Below are 18,947 nucleotides of genomic sequence, written 5' to 3'. Positions count from 1 at the left end.
AACCTATTTTTCTATTACAAAACTTGCAAATCTTTGTCTTTTGCTCATGGGCTCTTTTTATTTATTCTATCTATAAATAATCCACCTTGTAAATGGTCAAATTCATGCTGAAATACGATTGCGCTATAGCCACTTGCTTCAAATCTTTTGTATTTCTTTTCCATATATGAATATCCATCAAAAATAACTCTTGCATATCTAGGGACTAAGCCTTCCTGATTTGGTCAATCTTCGCTAACACTTAGGCATCCTTCACCTTCTGATAAGGCAATTTTATGCTCTGAGTGACCAATAAGTTTTGGGTTTATTATGGCATCATTAAAAATCACATTGTTATTATTATCAACTATCAGAATATAAAATATGTTTTTTGGTATTCCATATTGAATAGCTGCGACACCGACAGCTGGTCTAAATTTTGTATTTTGTTTTTGACTATCGCTGACATGAAAAATCATTTTTTCAATCAAATCAATATTTTCTTGTGATAAGGGAATTTCTACATCTTTTGATTTTTCTCGTAATATTTTTTTAGGTAATTGCACTATACTAACATCTTCAAATTTAAACATAATATAACATTATAAAATATTTAAATATAAATAATAATTATTTTTGCTATTATATAATACTAATTATAGTTATATTTTAAATTTTTGTATGGAGACATTTAGATGGACCTCGAACCTTGACATTACGCTTTATTAATAATTTTACTAGCCATATTGCTCGTTTGTTCTGGAATTTTTTCCGCAACTGAAACAGCATATACTTCTTTAACCAAGGCCAAAATCGAGACAATGATTGAAAAGAATCAAAAAAGATATAAAATAATTCTAAAACAGCACAATTTCTTTAATAGAACACTTGGAACCATTCTGATTGCTAATAATCTGGTAAATATTGGTTCTTCAACATTATTAGTTTATCTTTTAACACAAGCCTTTGGAGCTCCTAAGGCAGGCTTGGCATCAATTATTTCAACAATTGTAATGACACCAATTATTGTTTTATTTGCTGAAATATTGCCAAAATTGGTTGCAAAGCGCTATCCAGAAAAAACCGTTAAATCATTTTATTGGTTTATTGAAATGTTATATTGAATATTTATTCCCATAACATATCCTATTTCTAAAATTGGAAAGAAGATTTATATTACCAATACTGAGGAAGATGTTAAAAACTTATTAAATATTGCACATGATGAGGGTGTTTTGGAATTTAAAGAATCTGCAATGGCCCAAAATGTCTTAGATCTTGATTCAACTAAGGTTTCACAGCATTATATTAAAATGAAAAATGTGGATTTTATCAGTTCTAAGGCTACTATGCAAGAAGCACTAAAAATGTTTAGAGAAACTAATTATTCACGAATACCAGTTGAAAAAGATGGTAATTTAATTGGCATATTGTTGCTTAAGGATATATTTTTTCTTAAAAAAGGAAATATTTTAAATTATATTAAAACTGTTCCTAAAGTTTCTGCTAACTCAATCTTATCATCAGCACTTGAAAAGTTGAGACAATCGCGCGCACAAATGGCCTTCGTTACCGAAACTAACAGTGATGATAAACCAATAGGTATTATTACTATCGAGGATATTCTTGAAGAAGTTGTTGGCGAAATATATGATGAATATGACAATGATGAACAAATCTACGAAATTAGTCTTGAAAGATGCGAAGCTAAGGGTTCTGTCTTAATGAAGGTTCTATGAAAACAATTGGAGCTTTATGAATATCTCGATTATCAATTAACTGATAAGGAAAAGAATCAAACACTTTCAAGTTGGATTGAGTCAAAAAAAGGTCATTCATTAAGAAAAAATACCAAATTTGAACTTGAAGACAAAATAACATTTTTGGTATTAGAAAAGAAGTCAAGAGAAAAAAAATATGATTATTTCGAGATAGATTGAAGCAATTAGCTAAATTTAAAAATCCGGAAACTAATTTCCGGATTTTATTAATTAATATCCCATAGCTTCTTCATATTCATCGAGATTTCCATAAAATAAGAAACTTGATTTTGGTTTTATTTCAAGAATAACATTCGCGCATTCTTTAATCATAGCACGATTATAGGTTGTAAAAATGCATGAGCTCTTATATGATTTAACGCCTTCAATTAAGCTATCAATTGACTCCGAATCTAAGTGATCAAGAGGTTGATCAAAAATTAAAAAGTTGCTTTCTTCTAGCATCAATTTAGACATCATTAACCTAACCTTTTCTCCCCCGCTTGTTACTTGGACGTTTTTAAAAACACTATCATTAGAAAATAACATTCTTCCCAGAAATGCCCTCATTCTAGCATCACTGTTATCTTTTGTTTCTTGTGTAGTGTTATTTAATGGCCATTTACTTAATCAATCAATAATGCTTTCTGATTCATTAAAATATTCTTGATTATTTGAGGGAAAATAGTTAGGAGAAATAGTTATACCTCATTCAACAGTCCCGGAGGTTGGCTTTCTTCTATTCATTAATATTTCAAGGAATCTGGTTTTAGCAATATCATCATTACCTACGATAACCATTTTATCACCAGGTTTTAAGGAAAAAGTTACATTTTCAAATAGTGTGTCTCCATTTTCATTTTTATATGTTAAATTATGAACATTTAAAATTTGTTTTCCGGGCAATCTATTTAGTTCAAATTTAATATATGGATACTTTCTTGATGAAGGTTTTAGTTCATCAATTACAATTTTTTCTAATAATTTTTTCCGGCTTGTTGCTTGTTTGGATTTTGAAGCATTGGCAGAAAATCTGGCAATGAATTCACGCAACTTTTGTGCTTGCTCTTCTTTTTTTAGATTGGTTTTTTGTTGCATTTCAACTAATAATTGACTCGATTGCTTTCAAAATGAATAATTACCAACAAATAACTTCGCTTCTGAATAGTCGATATCAATGATATGGGTACATATTGCATCTAAAAAGTCGCTATCATGACTAACAACAATGACAATATTTGGATAATCCATTAAGAAGTTTTCTAATCACTTTATAGTCTTTAAATCTAATCTATTAGTTGGTTCGTCCATGATCAAGATGTCTGGATTTCCAAATAGGGCTTTTGCTAATAAAACTTTAACTTTCTCGTTTGCTTTAAGATTAGACATTTGCATATTTCATTTTTCAGGTTCAATACCTAAATTTGAAAGAAGAGTTTGGGCATCATTTTCAGCGTTTCATCCGCCCATTTCTCCAAAAAGTTGTTCTAAGTGGCTTGCCTTTTCATAATCTTCCATTGTAGCCTCAGGGTTTTCATAAATTTTATTCTTTTCAATATTTATTTGATAAAGTTCCTTATTGCCCATGATTACAACATCGGTAACATTAAAATCATTAAATTCATCCTGGTTTTGGCTCAAAACACTCATACGAGCATTTTTTTCTTTAATAATTTGACCCTCAGTTGCCTCGATCTCGCCACTTAAAATTTTTAGAAAAGTAGATTTTCCTACACCATTAGCCCCAATTATTCCATACACATTTCCAGGCAAGAATTTCAGATTGATATTGGTAAATAATTTTTTATCTGGAAAGATTTTGCTTATCCCACAAACATCTAGCATAGTAAACTCCTTAAAATATATCAGTATATAACTAAAAAATTTTACTAAATTTTGTAGGTTTTTATATTATATTGAAGGCTCGGATTATATAAACATGATTTATATTGCTTTTTATATTAAAACTTAATCTTTTAATAGACTTTTTTAATTATTTCATAGTATTTTATGTCTTGCGAAATATTAATAAAATTGGTTTAATTTATTGCATTCCTGAAAAGTCTTACATTTATTTGCAATAAATAATTATTTTTTTTAATATCATCAAAGATATTTGTTTATAATTTATTAGGTATTATTTTAAATGCATCCTTAGCTCAGCAGGTAGAGCAAGGGACTCTTAATCCCTGGGTCGTGGGTTCGATCCCCACAGGATGTACCATATAAAAATACAAGGCTAATTGCCTTGTATTTTTTTAATTACCTTCATGATCTATTTCTATTTTAATTTCATTGTTTACAATTGATAGATAAATAATCGAATCTTCTTCTATTGAGTTGCGTAATATAAAATCTGCAAGTTTATTTTCGATATTGTTTTGAATAAATCTTCTAATAACTCTAGCACCAAAAGCTGTGTTATATGACTTATCTGCAATATACTCGATAACTCCTTGATCGTATTGCAACTCAGATTTAATATTTATCGAGATACGGTTGGCTAGTTTTTTTAATTCTAAATCAACAATTTCTTTTGTGACTGAGTTACTCAATTTATTGAATGGAACAATTTCATCAATACGGTTAATAAATTCCGGCTTAAACTTAGTTAACAAGATTTTTATAATTTCATCCTTGCTAGGCATTTTTGTCATAATTTGTTCTGACCCAATGTTTGAGGTCATTATAATTATTGTGTTTCGAAAATTTATTTTTCGACCTTTATTGTCGCTTAGTATCCCGTCATCCAATATTTGCAAAAGAATATTTAGAACATCAGCATGAGCTTTTTCAATTTCATCAAATAAAACTATTGAATAAGGGTTTTGTCTTACCTTTTCTGTTAATTGACCACCATTATCATCATATCCAATATATCCTGGGGGTGAACCGATTAGTTTTGATATGCTATGTTTTTCCATATATTCAGACATATCTAAACGAATAATATTGTTTTCATTGTCAAATAGATTGAATGCTAATGCTTTAGCAAGTTCTGTCTTTCCTACACCTGTTGGCCCTAGAAATAGAAATGAACCAATAGGTCGATTAGGATCATTAATATTAGCTTTAGCTCTTTTGATAGCTTCGGAAACTAGGTTGATAGCATTTATTTGCCCCTTAACCCTTAATGCAAGATTTTCACTTAATTTAAGAAGTTTATTTTTTTGCTTTTCAAGCAATTTTGTTACCGGTATTTTAGTTCATTTGCTTACAACCTCAGCAATTTCTTCCTCATCAATTGTTTCTCTTATTAAACGATTTGGCAAATTGGTTAGTTTGTTTTCAACTTCTTTTTTTGAATCTTCAAGTTCTGGTAATAAAACATACATAACTTTTGAAGCTTCAAGGTATTTGCCTTCATTTTGTAATGTGTTTAGCTGTCTTTTTAAATCTTCAATATTGTCTTTTAGTGAGGATAGTTTAGCAATTAAATTTTTTTCTTCTTCTCATTGGCTAGACAGCTTTTTATGCTCTGCCTTGATTTTTGTTAGATGTTCATTTATTTGTTTTATGCGGTCATTATTGTTGTTATTTTCTTTACCAACAGAGTTTTTTATTGCTGCCTTTTCGATCTCCAGTTTAGTTATTTCATAATTTAGTTTTTCAATTGGCTCGGGAATATATTTCATTTCTGTTTTAATAGATGCTGAGGCTTCATCTACTAGGTCTATTGCCTTATCAGGTAGAAAACGATCTTGGATATATCTGGCCGATAGGTTTGCTGCGGCTACTAGGGCCTCATCCTTGATTTTTACCTCATGAAAAGTTTCAAGTCGTTCTTTGATTCCTCTTAAAATGGTAATGGTGTCCTCAATAGTTGGTTCATTAATAAAAATCTTTTGCATTCTTCTCTCGAGAGCAGAATCTTTTTCAATGTGTTTTCTGTATTCGTCGAGAGTGGTAGCGCCAATTAGGTGTAATTGTCCTCTTGCCATCATTGGTTTTAACATGTTACCTATATCCATACTACTATCACCTGTTCCACCAGCTCCGACGATCATATGAATTTCATCAATAAAAAGAATAATTTCGCCATTAGAATCTTTAATTCTTTTTAAAATAGCTTCAATTCTTTCCTCAAATTGACCTCGAAATTGTGTTCCTGCAACAATAGATGAAATATTAAGCTCGTATACTTTTTTATTTTTTAAATTCTCAGGCACTTGGTTATCAATAATTTTTTTAGCTAATCCTTCAACAATTGCTGTTTTTCCAACGCCTGGTTCCCCAATTAAAACTGGGTTATTTTTTGTCTTGCGAGATAAGATTCTTACTAATGATCTTATTTCTTCGTCGCGATTTATAACTGGTTCTAGTTTTCCTTCCAAAGCCAGTTCAGTAAGATTGCGGCCATATTTTAATAATGGGTCTTTATCTTCTTTGTTATCCTCTGCAGGTGTTCATGATGCATGCATATTTCGACCTCCCTAATTTAAATATATATTAATTATAACATAATTTAGCACTCTATTACTTAAAGTGCTAAATAAAGTGCTAAAAAACTATTTTTTCATATTTGGTTTTAGGTTTTAAGGATGTATATTTTTTGGCATTATTTTGTGAATATATTTATAAAAACAAAAAATTCAAAAGTAATATAATTTTACATTAGGTTATTAAAATATAAAAATAACCACTTGAGCATGAATAAAACACATGGAAAAAAAAATTTGAATAACTTATACTACATTAAATGTTGCGTTGTTGTTAATATTTTCATCAATGTCATTTTTTGACTACTCGTTATTGTTAGGGTATTTAGTGGGTATAGTTAGTTTTTTATTATTTTTATTATCAGTATATGTGATCCTAAAAATTGTGAAAAATAGTATTAATGTTCAAGGTAAAAAACATTATAAAATAAGGATGCTTATTTCTGTTCTTATATTTTTTGCATTGAATATTTTTAATGGAGCAATATTTGCTATTTTTATTTATATTAATACTTACCTTCACAAAGACTATCCCGGTTTAAATGCTGCTTTTTTTCCATTTAATACAATCACAATGACAGCACCTTATATTCTATTGTCCATTTTTTCAATAGTGTGGGCCGTTGTTACTATGGTTAATAAAAGAAAGGAGCTAAATGGATAAATTACTAAAAATTAATTGATTTGGTTCGACAGAAATTAATAGTAATCAAATATTTTCATTAATATCCTTAGTTTTTATTGTTCTTATTTTGTCAGTTTTAATTTATGTAGCAGTAAAACGACAAAAAGTTGACAAGGCACCTAATGCTGCTTTAATCCTAGTTGAAACAGCTATTATCGGCGGAGATAATTTCTTTAGTGATACACATGAATCGAAGTTTGATAAAGCAAATCCATACTTAATATCATTATTTGTGTTTATGTTCTTTGGAAACATATTATCATTAGTTGGTTTTGCTCCGGTTGGCTCGAGTTTATCTGCGGTTTTAGCTGCCACAGTGGTGTCTTGATTAGGAACGGCTGGTGTTGGGATAGCTTATAACAAAATTAAGCATATTATTAAATTGCTAAATCCATTAGAATTTGCTTCAAATTTCTCACCAATTGTTTCTATGACTTTCCGGGTATATGGAAATATCATTGGGGGAGTTGTTCTTGTTTCATTGGCAACAATTTTCTTAAACAATATATGAGCAAAAATTATTGGTCTTGATGTTAGTGCTGAAGCTTCGACATTCAATCCATTTGGTGTTGTGGTATTGCCGGCATTTAATCTTTATTTTGATTTATTTGATGGTATTATTCAAGCATTTGTTTTTGTAGTGTTGACAATGTCATATTGGGCGCAAGCAGCTGAGGAAGACGTTAAGGAAAAACATAAGAAAAAAATTAGAGATTGAAAAAGTAAAATTATCGCTAATAAACAATTAATTCAAGAAAGTAATTAAAATATTTTTAAAAATATAGGAGAAAAAAATGATTGATAAATTAGATAAAATTTCAGATGTTATTAATAGATTTGACCCAAGTAAAGCCGGTGATGCTAGCGGTCAAAATTACCCCTTTGCATACGGTTTAACAATGTTAGGCGCCGGGTTAGCAATCTTTGGAGCTGGATTTGTTTCGATTGGTCAAGGTATGGCCGTTGCTAAAGCCTGTGAAGCTGTTGGTAGAAACCCAGAAGCTTTATCTAAAGTTCGTACTTTATTAATTTTAGGTTTGGCTATTGTTGAAACTGCATCAATTTATTGTTTAGTTATTGCTTTATTATTAATCTTTGTATAGTTAAATTATTTTTTGATTTATATGAGAGTATTAACTTATCTTATGAAAGCCCCTGAAGGTAAAGGGGGGGTTAGTGAAGAATTAGAAAAAACCTTCTCTGGCTTAACATTTAATTGGCCTCTATTTGTTTTTTCTTTAATTGTGTTAATGCTAATAACCATTATTATTACTTTTTTGGTATACAAACCAATTAAGAAAATGGTTAAAAAGCGTCAAGAATTAATTCAAAGTAATATTGATGCTTCAATCAAAGCAAAAGATGAAGCACTAAAAATACAAGAAGAACATGATTTAAAAATAATTGAGGCTACTAATCAGGCAAGAACTATTATCAATAATGCAAAAGCTGAAAGTGAAAGAATTGTAAATAGTGGTTCAGCTATTGCAAAGAAAAAAGCTGAAATGATGTTAGAACAAGCAGAAATTTTGATTAATAAAAAGCGTGTTGAATTCAGTAAAGAGCAAAAGAAAATTATTATGGAAAATGCTGTTGAAATTGCTAAAAAAATTATTGGCCGTGAAATAAAAGATGCTGATAATGTCAAAATGATTAATGAGGTTATTAAGAAATAGATATGACTGAATTAAATGAAGTAATTAATAATTGATCATTTGCCTTATATGATTTAGCTAATGGGTCTGATCAACTTCAGGAAATTACTAATCAGACTGCTGACATTATTAAGGTTTTGAAACAAAATAAAGATTATTTAAAAATCTTAAATTCTTTTGATATAACGGAAGAAAAAAAGTTTATGTTAATTAGTGAGGCTTTTGATTCATACCATCCATATATATTAAATATTATTAAATTAGCAACCAGAAAACATATTGTTAAATATATGGATATTATATTTCATCGCTTTATTGAATTAGCAAATGAAAAATTAAATATTAAGTATGGTTATGTATATTCAGTTAAACCATTAAGTACTGATAAGATGAAAAACCTTGAAAAAAAGATTTCATCTGATCTAAATGCAAAAGTTACTTTAACTAATCATATAGACCCTGATTTAATCGGTGGAATAAGAATAAAAGTAGACGAGTACTTGATTGATAACTCTGTTTTGGGAAAATTAAACAAGATAAAATCATTAGAATAATGAAAGGAAAGATATGGCTTTAAAACCCAGTGATTTATCAGCTATCATTAAAAATCAAATTAAAGATTTCAACGAAACTGTTAGTTATGATGAAGTAGGTAGAGTTATTACTGTTGGTGACGGTATTGCTCTAGTTAGTGGTTTAACTAATGTTGAATATGGTGAATTAGTAATATTTGATTGCGGTATTGTTGGTATGGCCTTAAATCTTGAAGAAGAGTTGGTTGGTGTTGTTGTTACTGGCGATGATCGTAATATTGTGGAAAATTCACATGTCAAGAGAACACACAACGTTATCTCGGTTCAAGTGGGTGACGCTTTATTGGGCCGTGTTATTAATGCCCTAGCATTACCAATTGATGGTAAGGGTAAAATTAATAGCGAAATAAAGAGACCAATTTTCAAAATTGCGCCTGGTGTTATGACACGTAAGGAAGTTTCAGAACCCTTACATACTGGTATTTTGGCAATTGATGCTTTAATTCCTATTGGAAAAGGACAACGTGAACTAATTATTGGTGATAGACAAACAGGAAAAACAGCCATTGCCATTGATGCGATATTAAACCAAAAAGGCAAAGATGTTTATTGTATCTATGTGGCTATCGGCCAAAAAAATTCAACAATTACCCAAATTGTTGATCAGCTTGAAAAGAATGATGCAATGAAATACACAACTATCATTGCAGCATCAGCTTCTGAAAGTGCGCCATTGCAATATATAGCACCCTATACTGGCGTAACTATTGCTGAGGAATGAATGGCAAGAGGTAAAAGTGTTTTAATAGTTTATGACGACTTATCAAAACATGCCGTTGCCTATCGAACATTATCTTTATTGTTAAGAAGACCTCCCGGCCGTGAAGCATATCCTGGTGACGTCTTTTATCTACATTCGCAATTACTAGAAAGATCTGCAAAACTAAATAACGATTATGGTGGTGGTTCAATAACTGCCTTGCCAATTATCGAAACACAAGCTGAAGATATTTCAGCATATATTCCAACTAATGTTATTTCAATTACTGATGGTCAGATTTTTACCAAAGAATCTTTATTTAATTCTGGACAAAGACCTGCAATTGATATTGGTTATTCTGTAAGTAGAGTTGGTTCAGCCGCGCAAACCAAAATGACTAAAAAGGTGGTTTCAAGTTTAAAGCTAGAATTAGCTCAATATAATGAAATGCAAGCATTTGCACAATTTGGTTCTGATTTAGACCAAAATACAAGAATTATTTTGGAACATGGTGCTAAGGTCTATGAGTTGTTGAAACAGTCACAATTTTCACCATATTCTCCTGGTCAACAAATTATCTTATTGTTCCTTGCTAAGTATCGCTTAATTAATGTAATCCCTAAAAACAACATTATTAAATATCGTCAAGAAATTCTAACTTATTTTGCAACAGAACCTAAAGCAATAAAAATCATGAGAAAGATCGATGAATCTAATGATTGAACTAATGAATTAATTGAAGAAATTTATAATCAAATCATTTTATTTAATGACCTGTTTATAAAGACTATTCCCCTATATAATCCTGAAAACTTTATGCCTATCCCTGAATTACCATGGAAAGCTTGCAAAAAATAAAGCAACGTATTAATTCAATTAATTCTACCAAAAAAATAACGAAGGCTATGGAACTTGTAGCCACTGCTAAGTTTTCAAAAATTAAAAACAAAATTAGTGAGGTTAAATCTTACTTTAAAAACGTTGAAGCTATTTTTATTAATCTTGTAAAAAATTCAGCGCAGGATATTGATAAATTATTAAATAAGCATGCATGAAAATTTAGCAATCGTCGTAATTTATATATTATTTTTGGGAGTGATTTAGGTCTATGTGGATCATTCAATTCCGAAATGTATAAAATGATAAATGAAGTTGTTACAGGTGAAGATATTTTGATTGTTATTGGCTCTAAATTGTTAAGCCTAATTGAAAAAAATAAAAAATATCACATTATCCAAACCTTAACACAAATCGGTGATAATCCAACATATGAAATAGCTCAAGTGATTTCAAATAAGATTTATGATGTTTTAGAAATATCACTTTTAAATTCAGTTAAATTAATTTATACCAATTATGAAAACCCATTAAAGGCCGATCCTGTCGTTCAAGAAATTTTTCCAATTTCAGCAAACACGATTGGCAAAATCGAAAAAAATAACCAAAGTTTTCACCAAGATAAAGGGATCAGGGAGATTGTTTTTGAGCCCAACCCTGAAACCATTTTAATTAACTCATTTAGAATATTCTTTGAAGCATCTATTTTTCATGCTTTAACTAATGCAAAATTGGCAGAAACTAGTCAAAGAAGAACAGCAATGGAACAGGCTTCTGATAATGCCGAGGACCTTATTGATGAATTAAAAATTGAATATAATAGTTCGCGTCAATCAAAGATAACACAAGAATTGACTGAAATTGTTAATGGTGTCGGATCTTAAAGAAAGGATAAAGAAAATGACTAATAAAAAAAATAATGAATTAAATTATGGTGTTATTACCCAAATTCTTGGTGCTGTTATTGATGTCAGATTTAAGGAAGGCACTGCACCTAAAATGCTTAATGCCTTGGAAGTTATTGATGAAAAAAACCCTAACAACAAACAAATTCTTGAGGTTGCTCAACATATTGGTAATGACACTGTAAGAACAATAGCCATGAGTTTAACTATTGGTTTAAGACGTGGCATGAAGGTCTTGGACCTTAAAAGACCAATTACTGCACCTGTTGGTAAGGAAATTCTTTCAAGAATGTTTAATGTTTTAGGTCAACCTATTGACTTGCTAGGAGGCGATTTTGAGCAACAAATGCCTATCCATAGAAGCGCACCTAGTTTTGAAGAACAAAAATCCACTTTAGAAATATTTGAAACTGGTATTAAGGTTATTGACTTATTAATACCATACATTAAAGGTGGAAAAATTGGTCTTTTTGGTGGGGCTGGTGTCGGCAAAACTGTTTTAATACAAGAATTGATTAATAATATTGCAAAACAACATGGTGGTTTATCAGTATTTGCTGGTGTTGGCGAAAGAACAAGAGAGGGTAATGACTTATACCACGAAATGAAGGCAAGTGGTGTTTTAGATAAAACTGCATTAGTATTTGGACAAATGAATGAGCCTCCAGGCGCTAGAATGAGAGCACCATTTACTGCACTAACTATGGCCGAGTATTTCCGTGATCAAATGGGCCAAGATGTGCTTTTATTCATTGATAATATCTTTAGATTTACCCAAGCAGGTTCAGAAGTTTCGGCATTGCTAGGTAGAATGCCTTCTGCCGTTGGGTATCAACCAACATTAGCAGTCGAAATGGGGCAATTGCAAGAAAGAATTACTTCTACAAATAAGGGATCAATAACATCTGTTCAAGCAGTTTATGTTCCTGCTGATGACCTTACTGACCCTGCTCCTGCGACCACATTTACTCATCTAGATGCGAAAACTGTTTTAGATCGTGATATTGCAGCATTAGGTATTTATCCTGCTATTGACCCATTGGGTTCTAATTCACGTATGATGGATCCTAATATCGTTGGTTTAGATCATTACAATACTGCGAGAGAAGTACAAAATATTTTGCAAAGATTTAAGGAATTACAAGATATTATTGCAATATTGGGTATGCATGAATTATCAGAGGAAGACAAGAAGGTTGTTGCTAGAGCACGTAGAATAAGAAGTTTCCTGTCCCAACCATTTTTTGTTGCTGAAAAATTTAGTGGTATAAAGGGTAGATACATTAAATTACAAGATACCATTAGATCATTTAAAGAAATTTTAAGCGGAAAATATGATGATCTACCAGAAGAAGCATTTTTATATGTTGGTACTATTGAAGATGTTATTGAAAAAGCTAAAAACCTTGGATATGTATTTGACAAATAGTTATGAATGATAAATTCATTGAAATAGTTATAACAACGCCAAATTGTGTATATTATCAAGGTAAAGGTAGTATCGTAACATTTACCACTACTGAGGGGCAAATTGGTCTAATGAAAGATGCTGTTCCATTTTTAGCGGCATTAGTTCCCTCACAAATAATTATTAAAGATCAAGATAATAATAACCGGATTTTTTACATCGATCGTGGGATTGTTGAATTTAGAGATAATTTGCTTTCGTTGATTGTCAATAATATTGACGTTAAACCAATTGACACAGAAATCAAGTTTAAAAAAACAAATGAAAAGAAATATACTATTATTGAAGAAGTTGTTTTAAAAAAGAAATTGGCAGAACAAAATAAAAAACTATAAATACAGAGAAATCTGTATTTTATTTATTTTTTTTAAGGACTCAAATAAGTTATTGGCGTTAGTTTAACTGCTAGTAGATATTTAAAATATATTAGCCAATATAAAAAACTATAAAAATAACTATAAATTAGATTTTTACATTAAACCTAAAGAAAACCCTAAATTTTCTTTAAAAAAAATTCCAAAACAAGTTAGAAAATAATGATTATTTTCACTCTGTACTACAATATATAATATATATAATTAAATTACAACTTAAACTTTCATAAAGGTATTAAAGAATGCGAAAATCTAGTAAATTATTAATAACATTATGTACCCTTAATGTGGGTGCTATTATTGCATCAGTAGGAATTTCTATTTCTACAACTATTAAACAAAAACCAAGAAACGCTCTGATTAAAAAGATTAAAGAAATTCAAGAAGAATTGGTAACTAATAAAAGACTTAGTGAAGAACAAAAGGTTGCTATTAAACAAGCTATCGAAGAAGCTAATAAGGTTCTTATTGGACAAAACATGGATGATGCTAATTTTGAAAATGCTATTTCGCAATTAGTTAGTTCATATGAAGCAATCATACAAAATTTTGAACCAGTCCCAGATATTAAAGAAAAGGAAAATTCTAAAAATAGATATAATGCAAAGTTGCAGCAAGCTATGAAATTGTCTTCTATATTAGTTGATTCAAAATATGAAGAAGTTAAGAAAAAAATAGATGGAACTATTCAAAGAAACACCAATTTAATTAATGATAAAACTACAAAGGATCAATATGACCGAGCTGCAAAGGATTTAGAAGATGCTATTACTGAAGCTAATATGCAAAAGAAAATGATTGATGATAGCAAAGATTCTGAATTAGAAAAAGCCAAAAAAGCATTTGAATCTAAAAAAAGTGAAGCTGATGAATTATCTAAACAATTAATAGAATCTAAATTTGTTGAAGTTAAATCTGCATTTGATAAAGAGGTTCAAGATGCATCGCAAAACTTATCAACAAAAGATCAATATAATGATGCTATTAATAAATTAGAAGATGCAATTAATAAAGCCAAAAAAGCCAAAGAAACAATTTTGGAAACTGAAGTGTCAAAAGCAGCTTATGATGCCAAAGTTGCAGAGGCAGAAAAGTTTGAAAATGATAATTTTTCAGATAGTAGATATAGCTCAGTCAAAAACAAATTGCATTCAAAAGTGGCAGAAATAAAAACTAAATTAGGTAGTGGAAAACATACAAAAACAGAGTATGATGAAGCAACTAGAAAATTGGAAGATGCTATTACTGAAGCTAATATGCAAAAGAAAATGATTGATGATAGCGAAGATTCTGGATTAGAAAAAGCCAAAAAAGCGTTTGAATCTAAAAAAAGTGAAGCTGATGAATTATCTAAACAATTAATAGAATCTAAATTTGTTGAAGTTAAATCTGCATTTGATAAAGAGGTTCAAGATGCATCACAAGGTTTATCAACAAAAGATCAATACAATGATGCTATTAATAAATTAGAAGAAGCAATTAACAAAGCCAAAAAAGCCAAAGAAACAATTTTGGAAACTGAAGAGTCAAAAACAGCTTATGATGCCAAAGTTGCAGAGGTCGAAAAGTTTGAAAATGATAATTTTTCAGATAGTAGATATAGTTCAGTCAAAGACAAACTACATTCAGAAGTAGCAGAAATAAAAACTAAATTAGGTAGTGGAAAACATACAAAAAAAGAGTATGACGAAGCAACTAGAAAATTGGAAGATGCTATTACTGAAGCTAATAAGCAAAAGAAAATGATTGATGATAGCAAAGATTCTGAATTAGAAAGTGCCAAAAAAGCGTTTGAATCTAAAAAAAGTGAAGCAGATGAATTATCTAAACAATTAATAGAATCTAAATTTGTTGAAGTTAAATCTGCATTTGATAAAGAGGTTCAAGATGCATCACAAGGTTTATTAACAAAAGATCAATACAATGGTGCTATTAATAAATTAGAAGAGGCAATTAAAAAAGCCAAAAAAGCCAAAGAAACAATTTTGGAAACTGAAGAGTCAAAAACAGCTTATGATGCCAAAGTTAAAGAGGTTGAAAAGTTTGAAAATGATAATTTTTCAGATAGTAGATATAGTTCAGTCAAAAACAAACTGCATTCAAACGTGGAAGAAATAAAAACTAAATTAGGTAGTGGAAAACATACAAAAACAGAGTATGATGAAGCAACTAAGAAATTAGAAGAGTTAATTGCTAACGCTTATGATGAAATACTAGAAATTGGAGCTAGATTAAAATTAATAGAAAAATTGCATGAAAAAGTTGCCGAAGCAGAAAGAATTGCTGCTGAGCTCGGTAGTAACAATGAATATAAAAATATTAAAGGCGATTTAGAAAAGGTGGTTAAAGAAAAGAAAGATTCAGTAAATGTGAATAATACTAGACAAGAAATTGGTAATGCAATTAGCGAGGTAGATAAAGCCATCAAAAAAGCTAAGAGTGAGAAGAACAAAATTGACAAAAAATTAAATACTGAAAAAGAAAAAAAGGATGCCGAAGCAGAATTTATGGCCTTGGAAGGAATGGTCGAAGATTTTTTAAAAGCATTAACAAAACCTAGTCAAATGAGCATTAAAACTAATTTAGAAAATGAATTAAATAAGCAAAAACAAATAGTTAATGGTGAATCATCACCTAATAAAATCAAAAAAGCAACGGAAAAACTTACAAAATTATTTGAACAAGCTAAGTTGGAAGCAAACAAGGCCGAAGAACCTGATGATGGATTAACACAAAAACAAAAAGATATAGTTAATAAGTTAAATAATAAAACATTATTAAAGGCAGATAAAATTACAGAAGAAGTTAAAAACCATATTTTAGAAGTACTTAAAGACAATAGCAAAGTATCTGGTGAAAATTTTCATTATTATTTCGGATATATTGAATTTAAGAAAAATAATAGTTTTGAGTTCTCATCGAAAAAGCCTAATAAAAAGAATAAAAACAAAATAAAACATAAGAATCTTGGTATCGGATTTTTTGATGAGGAATTTATCAAACTTGTCCATGAAAAGGAAATAATTTTTCCAACTAATAAAACAGGTAAAAGTGCTCGAAAGGCGTTAGCTCTTGAATTAAAAAGTGATGGAAAAATAGTATTGCCATTTAAGTTTAAAGATCATACCAAGGTATATGAAATTGAGTTATTTACAAGCAATGAGAAACCTAGCAACTACAAATAAGTTCAATGAGTTTTAAATATATAATTAGTAATTATTTTTATAAATAAGGAGTATGTAATGAAGTCTAGTAAATTATTAATTTCATTATGCGGAGCCAATGTTGGAACTATTGCTGCAGCCGCGGGAATATCAATCTATACTGTACAACAATCTATGCCTAGAAATGTTTTAATTCAAAAGATTGATCAATATGAAAAAGAATTAAAAAATAATATTTCGTTTAACGAAAACCAGAAGACAAAAATTAAGCAGGCAATAGAAGCTGCCAAGGCTTTTCTTTCTGGCGCTTCTTCACAAAACTTAAATTTTGAAAATGCCATTGCGCAATTAGTTAATTCTGTTGAAGAAATTAAACAAAATCCAAATACTGAAGAAATGGATATTGTCAAGTTAAAGAGGTTTGCAAAAAAATCGTATAATAACAAGTTACAAGAAGCTAAACAATTACAAATACTATTATCATATCCAAGATATGAAGCCATTAAATCTAGACTTGATTTATTTATCTATGAGTCAACAAAAAATATAAATGATGACAGTTTAAAAAGCGACTATGACGAAGCAAAACAAAAACTAGAAGTAGCGATAAAAGAAGCTATACAAGCTAAACAAGAAATTGATACTCTCGAAAATATTAAAAATGATTTTAATGACAAAATTAAAGAAGCAAAAGAACTATCAAACAAACTTTTAGCTAATAAGTATTATGATGTTAAAGCAAGATTGGATCTATCCATCAAAGAAATAACTAATAATTTAAATAATAAAAGTAAAAAACATGATTATGATGAAGCCAAAATTAAATTACAAATAGCAATAGATGAAGCTTCGAAATTAAAAGAGCAAATTGATTTGGAAGAAAAGAATTTATTGGAAGCTAAAAATAAATATGAAGAAAAAATTAGTGAAGGAGATAAATTATCAAAAGAACTTGATGGTGATTTATACAAAGATATTAAACAAAAATTTGATGAATCATTTAAGAAATTAAAAGATCAAGTTACAAACAAGAGTACTAAACAACAATATGATAGTGCTACAAAGTTAATAACTGAATTAATAGAAAAAACTAAGAATGATAAAAAAACAATTGATGATAAAATACAACACCAATTAGAAGAACAACAACAGATTTTTTATAATAAATTATCTAATGATTTTCTTGATATATATGATGTCGAATTGGCTGGTGACAAATATAAAGATATAAAAGATAAATTACAGGAAGAAGTTCAGGCGATTGTTAATAGTGTTAGTGATAGCAGTACCATTGATGATTTTAAAGAAGCAATAAAAAAACTAGAAAAAGCTTTTGACAATGCAAGAAAAGCAAAAATAGAACTTGATAAGCAAACCACACCAAAGGTTGATGCTAAAAAAGATTATGAAGAAAAATTAAAGGAGGCTGAGGAATTATCAAGTTCTCTTAAGGAAGCTAAATACGAAAATGTCAAGAAAAAATTAGATGATTTATTAAACCAAATTAAAACAAAGATTAATGATAAAACTACTGATCAAGAATATAAAAGCGCAACCAAGGAATTAGAAACTGCTATCGAATCTGCTAATAATGAAAAAAAGGAAATAGATAAAAAAGAAATTTTAAAACAAAAAATTGATGAAGCAAAAGCTGAATTTAAAAAACTTGAAACTGAAATTACTGAATTTATTCAAAAATCATTAACAAAGTCTGACCATACTCAACTTAAGATGAAACTTGAAGCTGAATTAGAAAAAAGCAAAAATGACATTAATAAAGAAAATTTAACAGCCAAAAAAATTCAAACAATTACAAAGAAACTTATGACTTTCTTTGAACAAATTAAGAGAGAATCTCAAAGAAGCGAACAGGCATCAGAAAATTTAAATCCAGAACAACAAAAAATAGTTGATAAGATTAAGGATAAAACAATTATAAATGAAGCTGCCGTTACCGAGGATGTAAAAAATTCAATTATTGAAATATTTAAAAATAAATCTAGAGTTAATGAAGAAAAGGTAAATTATTACTTTGGATATATAAGTTTTGATAAAAAAACTCATGATTTTAAATTCTCAGAAAAAAGACCAAAAGGCAAGATTAAGGCGAAAAATCTTGGCCATGGAATATTTGCTAGCGAATTCGTTAACTTAGTATTAAAGAAAGAAATTGTTTTTCCAACTTCATCAAAAGCAAGCAACGGCAGAAAAGCTTTATCGCTTCAATTAAAAGAAGACGGAACTGTCGTATTGCCCTTTAAATTTAAGGGACATGAAAAAAATTATGAAATAGTGTTATTCAAAAGTGAAGAATTAAAGAATATGCTTAAAACAAATCCTAGCATTGTAGAATAATAACAGTTTAAATGATTTAATAAATTTGATTAG

General features: G+C 29.4%; 15 protein-coding genes and 1 tRNA gene. 13 read left to right on the top strand and 3 right to left on the bottom strand.

What is annotated here, in order from left to right; all coding sequences use genetic code 4:
* Positions 1-14: 14 nt before the first annotated feature.
* The gene (gene def, locus ACWXVJ_RS00680; protein ID WP_438340696.1) at positions 15-572 is read right to left on the bottom strand and encodes a peptide deformylase; all 558 of its coding nucleotides are present in this window, start codon (positions 570-572) and stop codon (positions 15-17) included.
* A 102-nt stretch (positions 573-674) separates the two neighbouring features.
* Here def and ACWXVJ_RS00675 point away from each other — a divergent pair, with 102 nt between their 5' ends.
* Positions 675-1,928 (top strand): CNNM domain-containing protein, encoded by a 1,254-nt coding sequence (locus ACWXVJ_RS00675; RefSeq protein ID WP_438340697.1) that lies wholly within the window; start codon positions 675-677, stop codon positions 1,926-1,928.
* A 42-nt stretch (positions 1,929-1,970) separates the two neighbouring features.
* Here ACWXVJ_RS00675 and ACWXVJ_RS00670 read toward each other — a convergent pair whose 3' ends face one another.
* A complete protein-coding gene (locus tag ACWXVJ_RS00670; protein WP_444705050.1) occupies positions 1,971-3,584 on the bottom strand; it encodes an ABC-F family ATP-binding cassette domain-containing protein in 1,614 nt (537 codons plus the stop codon).
* Between the two features lie 303 nt (positions 3,585-3,887).
* On the opposite strand from ACWXVJ_RS00670, the gene ACWXVJ_RS00665 reads away from it, so the two are divergent.
* A tRNA-Lys gene (locus ACWXVJ_RS00665) sits at positions 3,888-3,963 on the top strand.
* A gap of 34 nt (positions 3,964-3,997) precedes the next feature.
* Here ACWXVJ_RS00665 and ACWXVJ_RS00660 read toward each other — a convergent pair.
* Positions 3,998-6,160, bottom strand: coding sequence for an ATP-dependent Clp protease ATP-binding subunit (locus tag ACWXVJ_RS00660; protein ID WP_455966059.1), 2,163 nt, complete (start codon positions 6,158-6,160; stop codon positions 3,998-4,000).
* A gap of 241 nt (positions 6,161-6,401) precedes the next feature.
* On the opposite strand from ACWXVJ_RS00660, the gene ACWXVJ_RS00655 reads away from it, so the two are divergent.
* The 11 genes from ACWXVJ_RS00655 (at position 6,402) to ACWXVJ_RS00605 (ending at position 18,914) form a co-directional block, all read left to right on the top strand.
* The gene (locus ACWXVJ_RS00655) at positions 6,402-6,842 is read left to right on the top strand and encodes a hypothetical protein (RefSeq protein ID WP_455966057.1); all 441 of its coding nucleotides are present in this window, start codon (positions 6,402-6,404) and stop codon (positions 6,840-6,842) included.
* On the top strand, positions 6,835-7,629 hold the full coding sequence (locus ACWXVJ_RS00650; RefSeq protein WP_438340701.1) for a F0F1 ATP synthase subunit A: 795 nt from the start codon (positions 6,835-6,837) through the stop codon (positions 7,627-7,629). The genes ACWXVJ_RS00655 and ACWXVJ_RS00650 overlap by 8 nt, the downstream gene beginning before the upstream one ends.
* Before the next feature lie 28 nt (positions 7,630-7,657).
* On the top strand, positions 7,658-7,966 hold the full coding sequence (gene atpE, locus ACWXVJ_RS00645) for an ATP synthase F0 subunit C (protein ID WP_438340702.1): 309 nt from the start codon (positions 7,658-7,660) through the stop codon (positions 7,964-7,966).
* 42 nt (positions 7,967-8,008) lie between these two features.
* The gene (locus ACWXVJ_RS00640; RefSeq protein ID WP_438340703.1) at positions 8,009-8,539 is read left to right on the top strand and encodes a F0F1 ATP synthase subunit B family protein; all 531 of its coding nucleotides are present in this window, start codon (positions 8,009-8,011) and stop codon (positions 8,537-8,539) included.
* A 2-nt stretch (positions 8,540-8,541) separates the two neighbouring features.
* Entirely contained in the window at positions 8,542-9,072 is a 531-nt protein-coding gene (locus ACWXVJ_RS00635; RefSeq protein ID WP_438340704.1) for a F0F1 ATP synthase subunit delta, read from the top strand.
* A gap of 13 nt (positions 9,073-9,085) precedes the next feature.
* Positions 9,086-10,669 carry a F0F1 ATP synthase subunit alpha gene (atpA, locus tag ACWXVJ_RS00630; RefSeq protein WP_438340705.1) on the top strand — a complete coding sequence of 528 codons (1,584 nt, stop codon included), beginning with the start codon at positions 9,086-9,088 and terminating at the stop codon, positions 10,667-10,669.
* The gene (gene atpG, locus ACWXVJ_RS00625) at positions 10,648-11,532 is read left to right on the top strand and encodes an ATP synthase F1 subunit gamma (RefSeq protein ID WP_455966055.1); all 885 of its coding nucleotides are present in this window, start codon (positions 10,648-10,650) and stop codon (positions 11,530-11,532) included. Before atpA ends, atpG begins: the two co-directional genes overlap by 22 nt.
* On the top strand, positions 11,516-12,982 hold the full coding sequence (gene atpD, locus ACWXVJ_RS00620; RefSeq protein ID WP_438340707.1) for a F0F1 ATP synthase subunit beta: 1,467 nt from the start codon (positions 11,516-11,518) through the stop codon (positions 12,980-12,982). The genes atpG and atpD overlap by 17 nt, the downstream gene beginning before the upstream one ends.
* A gap of 2 nt (positions 12,983-12,984) precedes the next feature.
* Positions 12,985-13,356, top strand: coding sequence for a hypothetical protein (locus ACWXVJ_RS00615; protein WP_438340708.1), 372 nt, complete (start codon positions 12,985-12,987; stop codon positions 13,354-13,356).
* Between the two features lie 281 nt (positions 13,357-13,637).
* Positions 13,638-16,580, top strand: a complete 2,943-nt coding sequence (locus ACWXVJ_RS00610; protein ID WP_455966053.1) for a hypothetical protein — start codon at positions 13,638-13,640, stop codon at positions 16,578-16,580.
* 57 nt (positions 16,581-16,637) lie between these two features.
* The gene (locus ACWXVJ_RS00605) at positions 16,638-18,914 is read left to right on the top strand and encodes a hypothetical protein (RefSeq protein WP_455966051.1); all 2,277 of its coding nucleotides are present in this window, start codon (positions 16,638-16,640) and stop codon (positions 18,912-18,914) included.
* Positions 18,915-18,947: the final 33 nt, after the last annotated feature.

This window comes from Mycoplasma sp. 773 (genome assembly GCF_053851515.1).
Note: the sequence above shows the minus strand (reverse complement) of the source record. Positions and strands in the feature narration are given on the sequence as shown.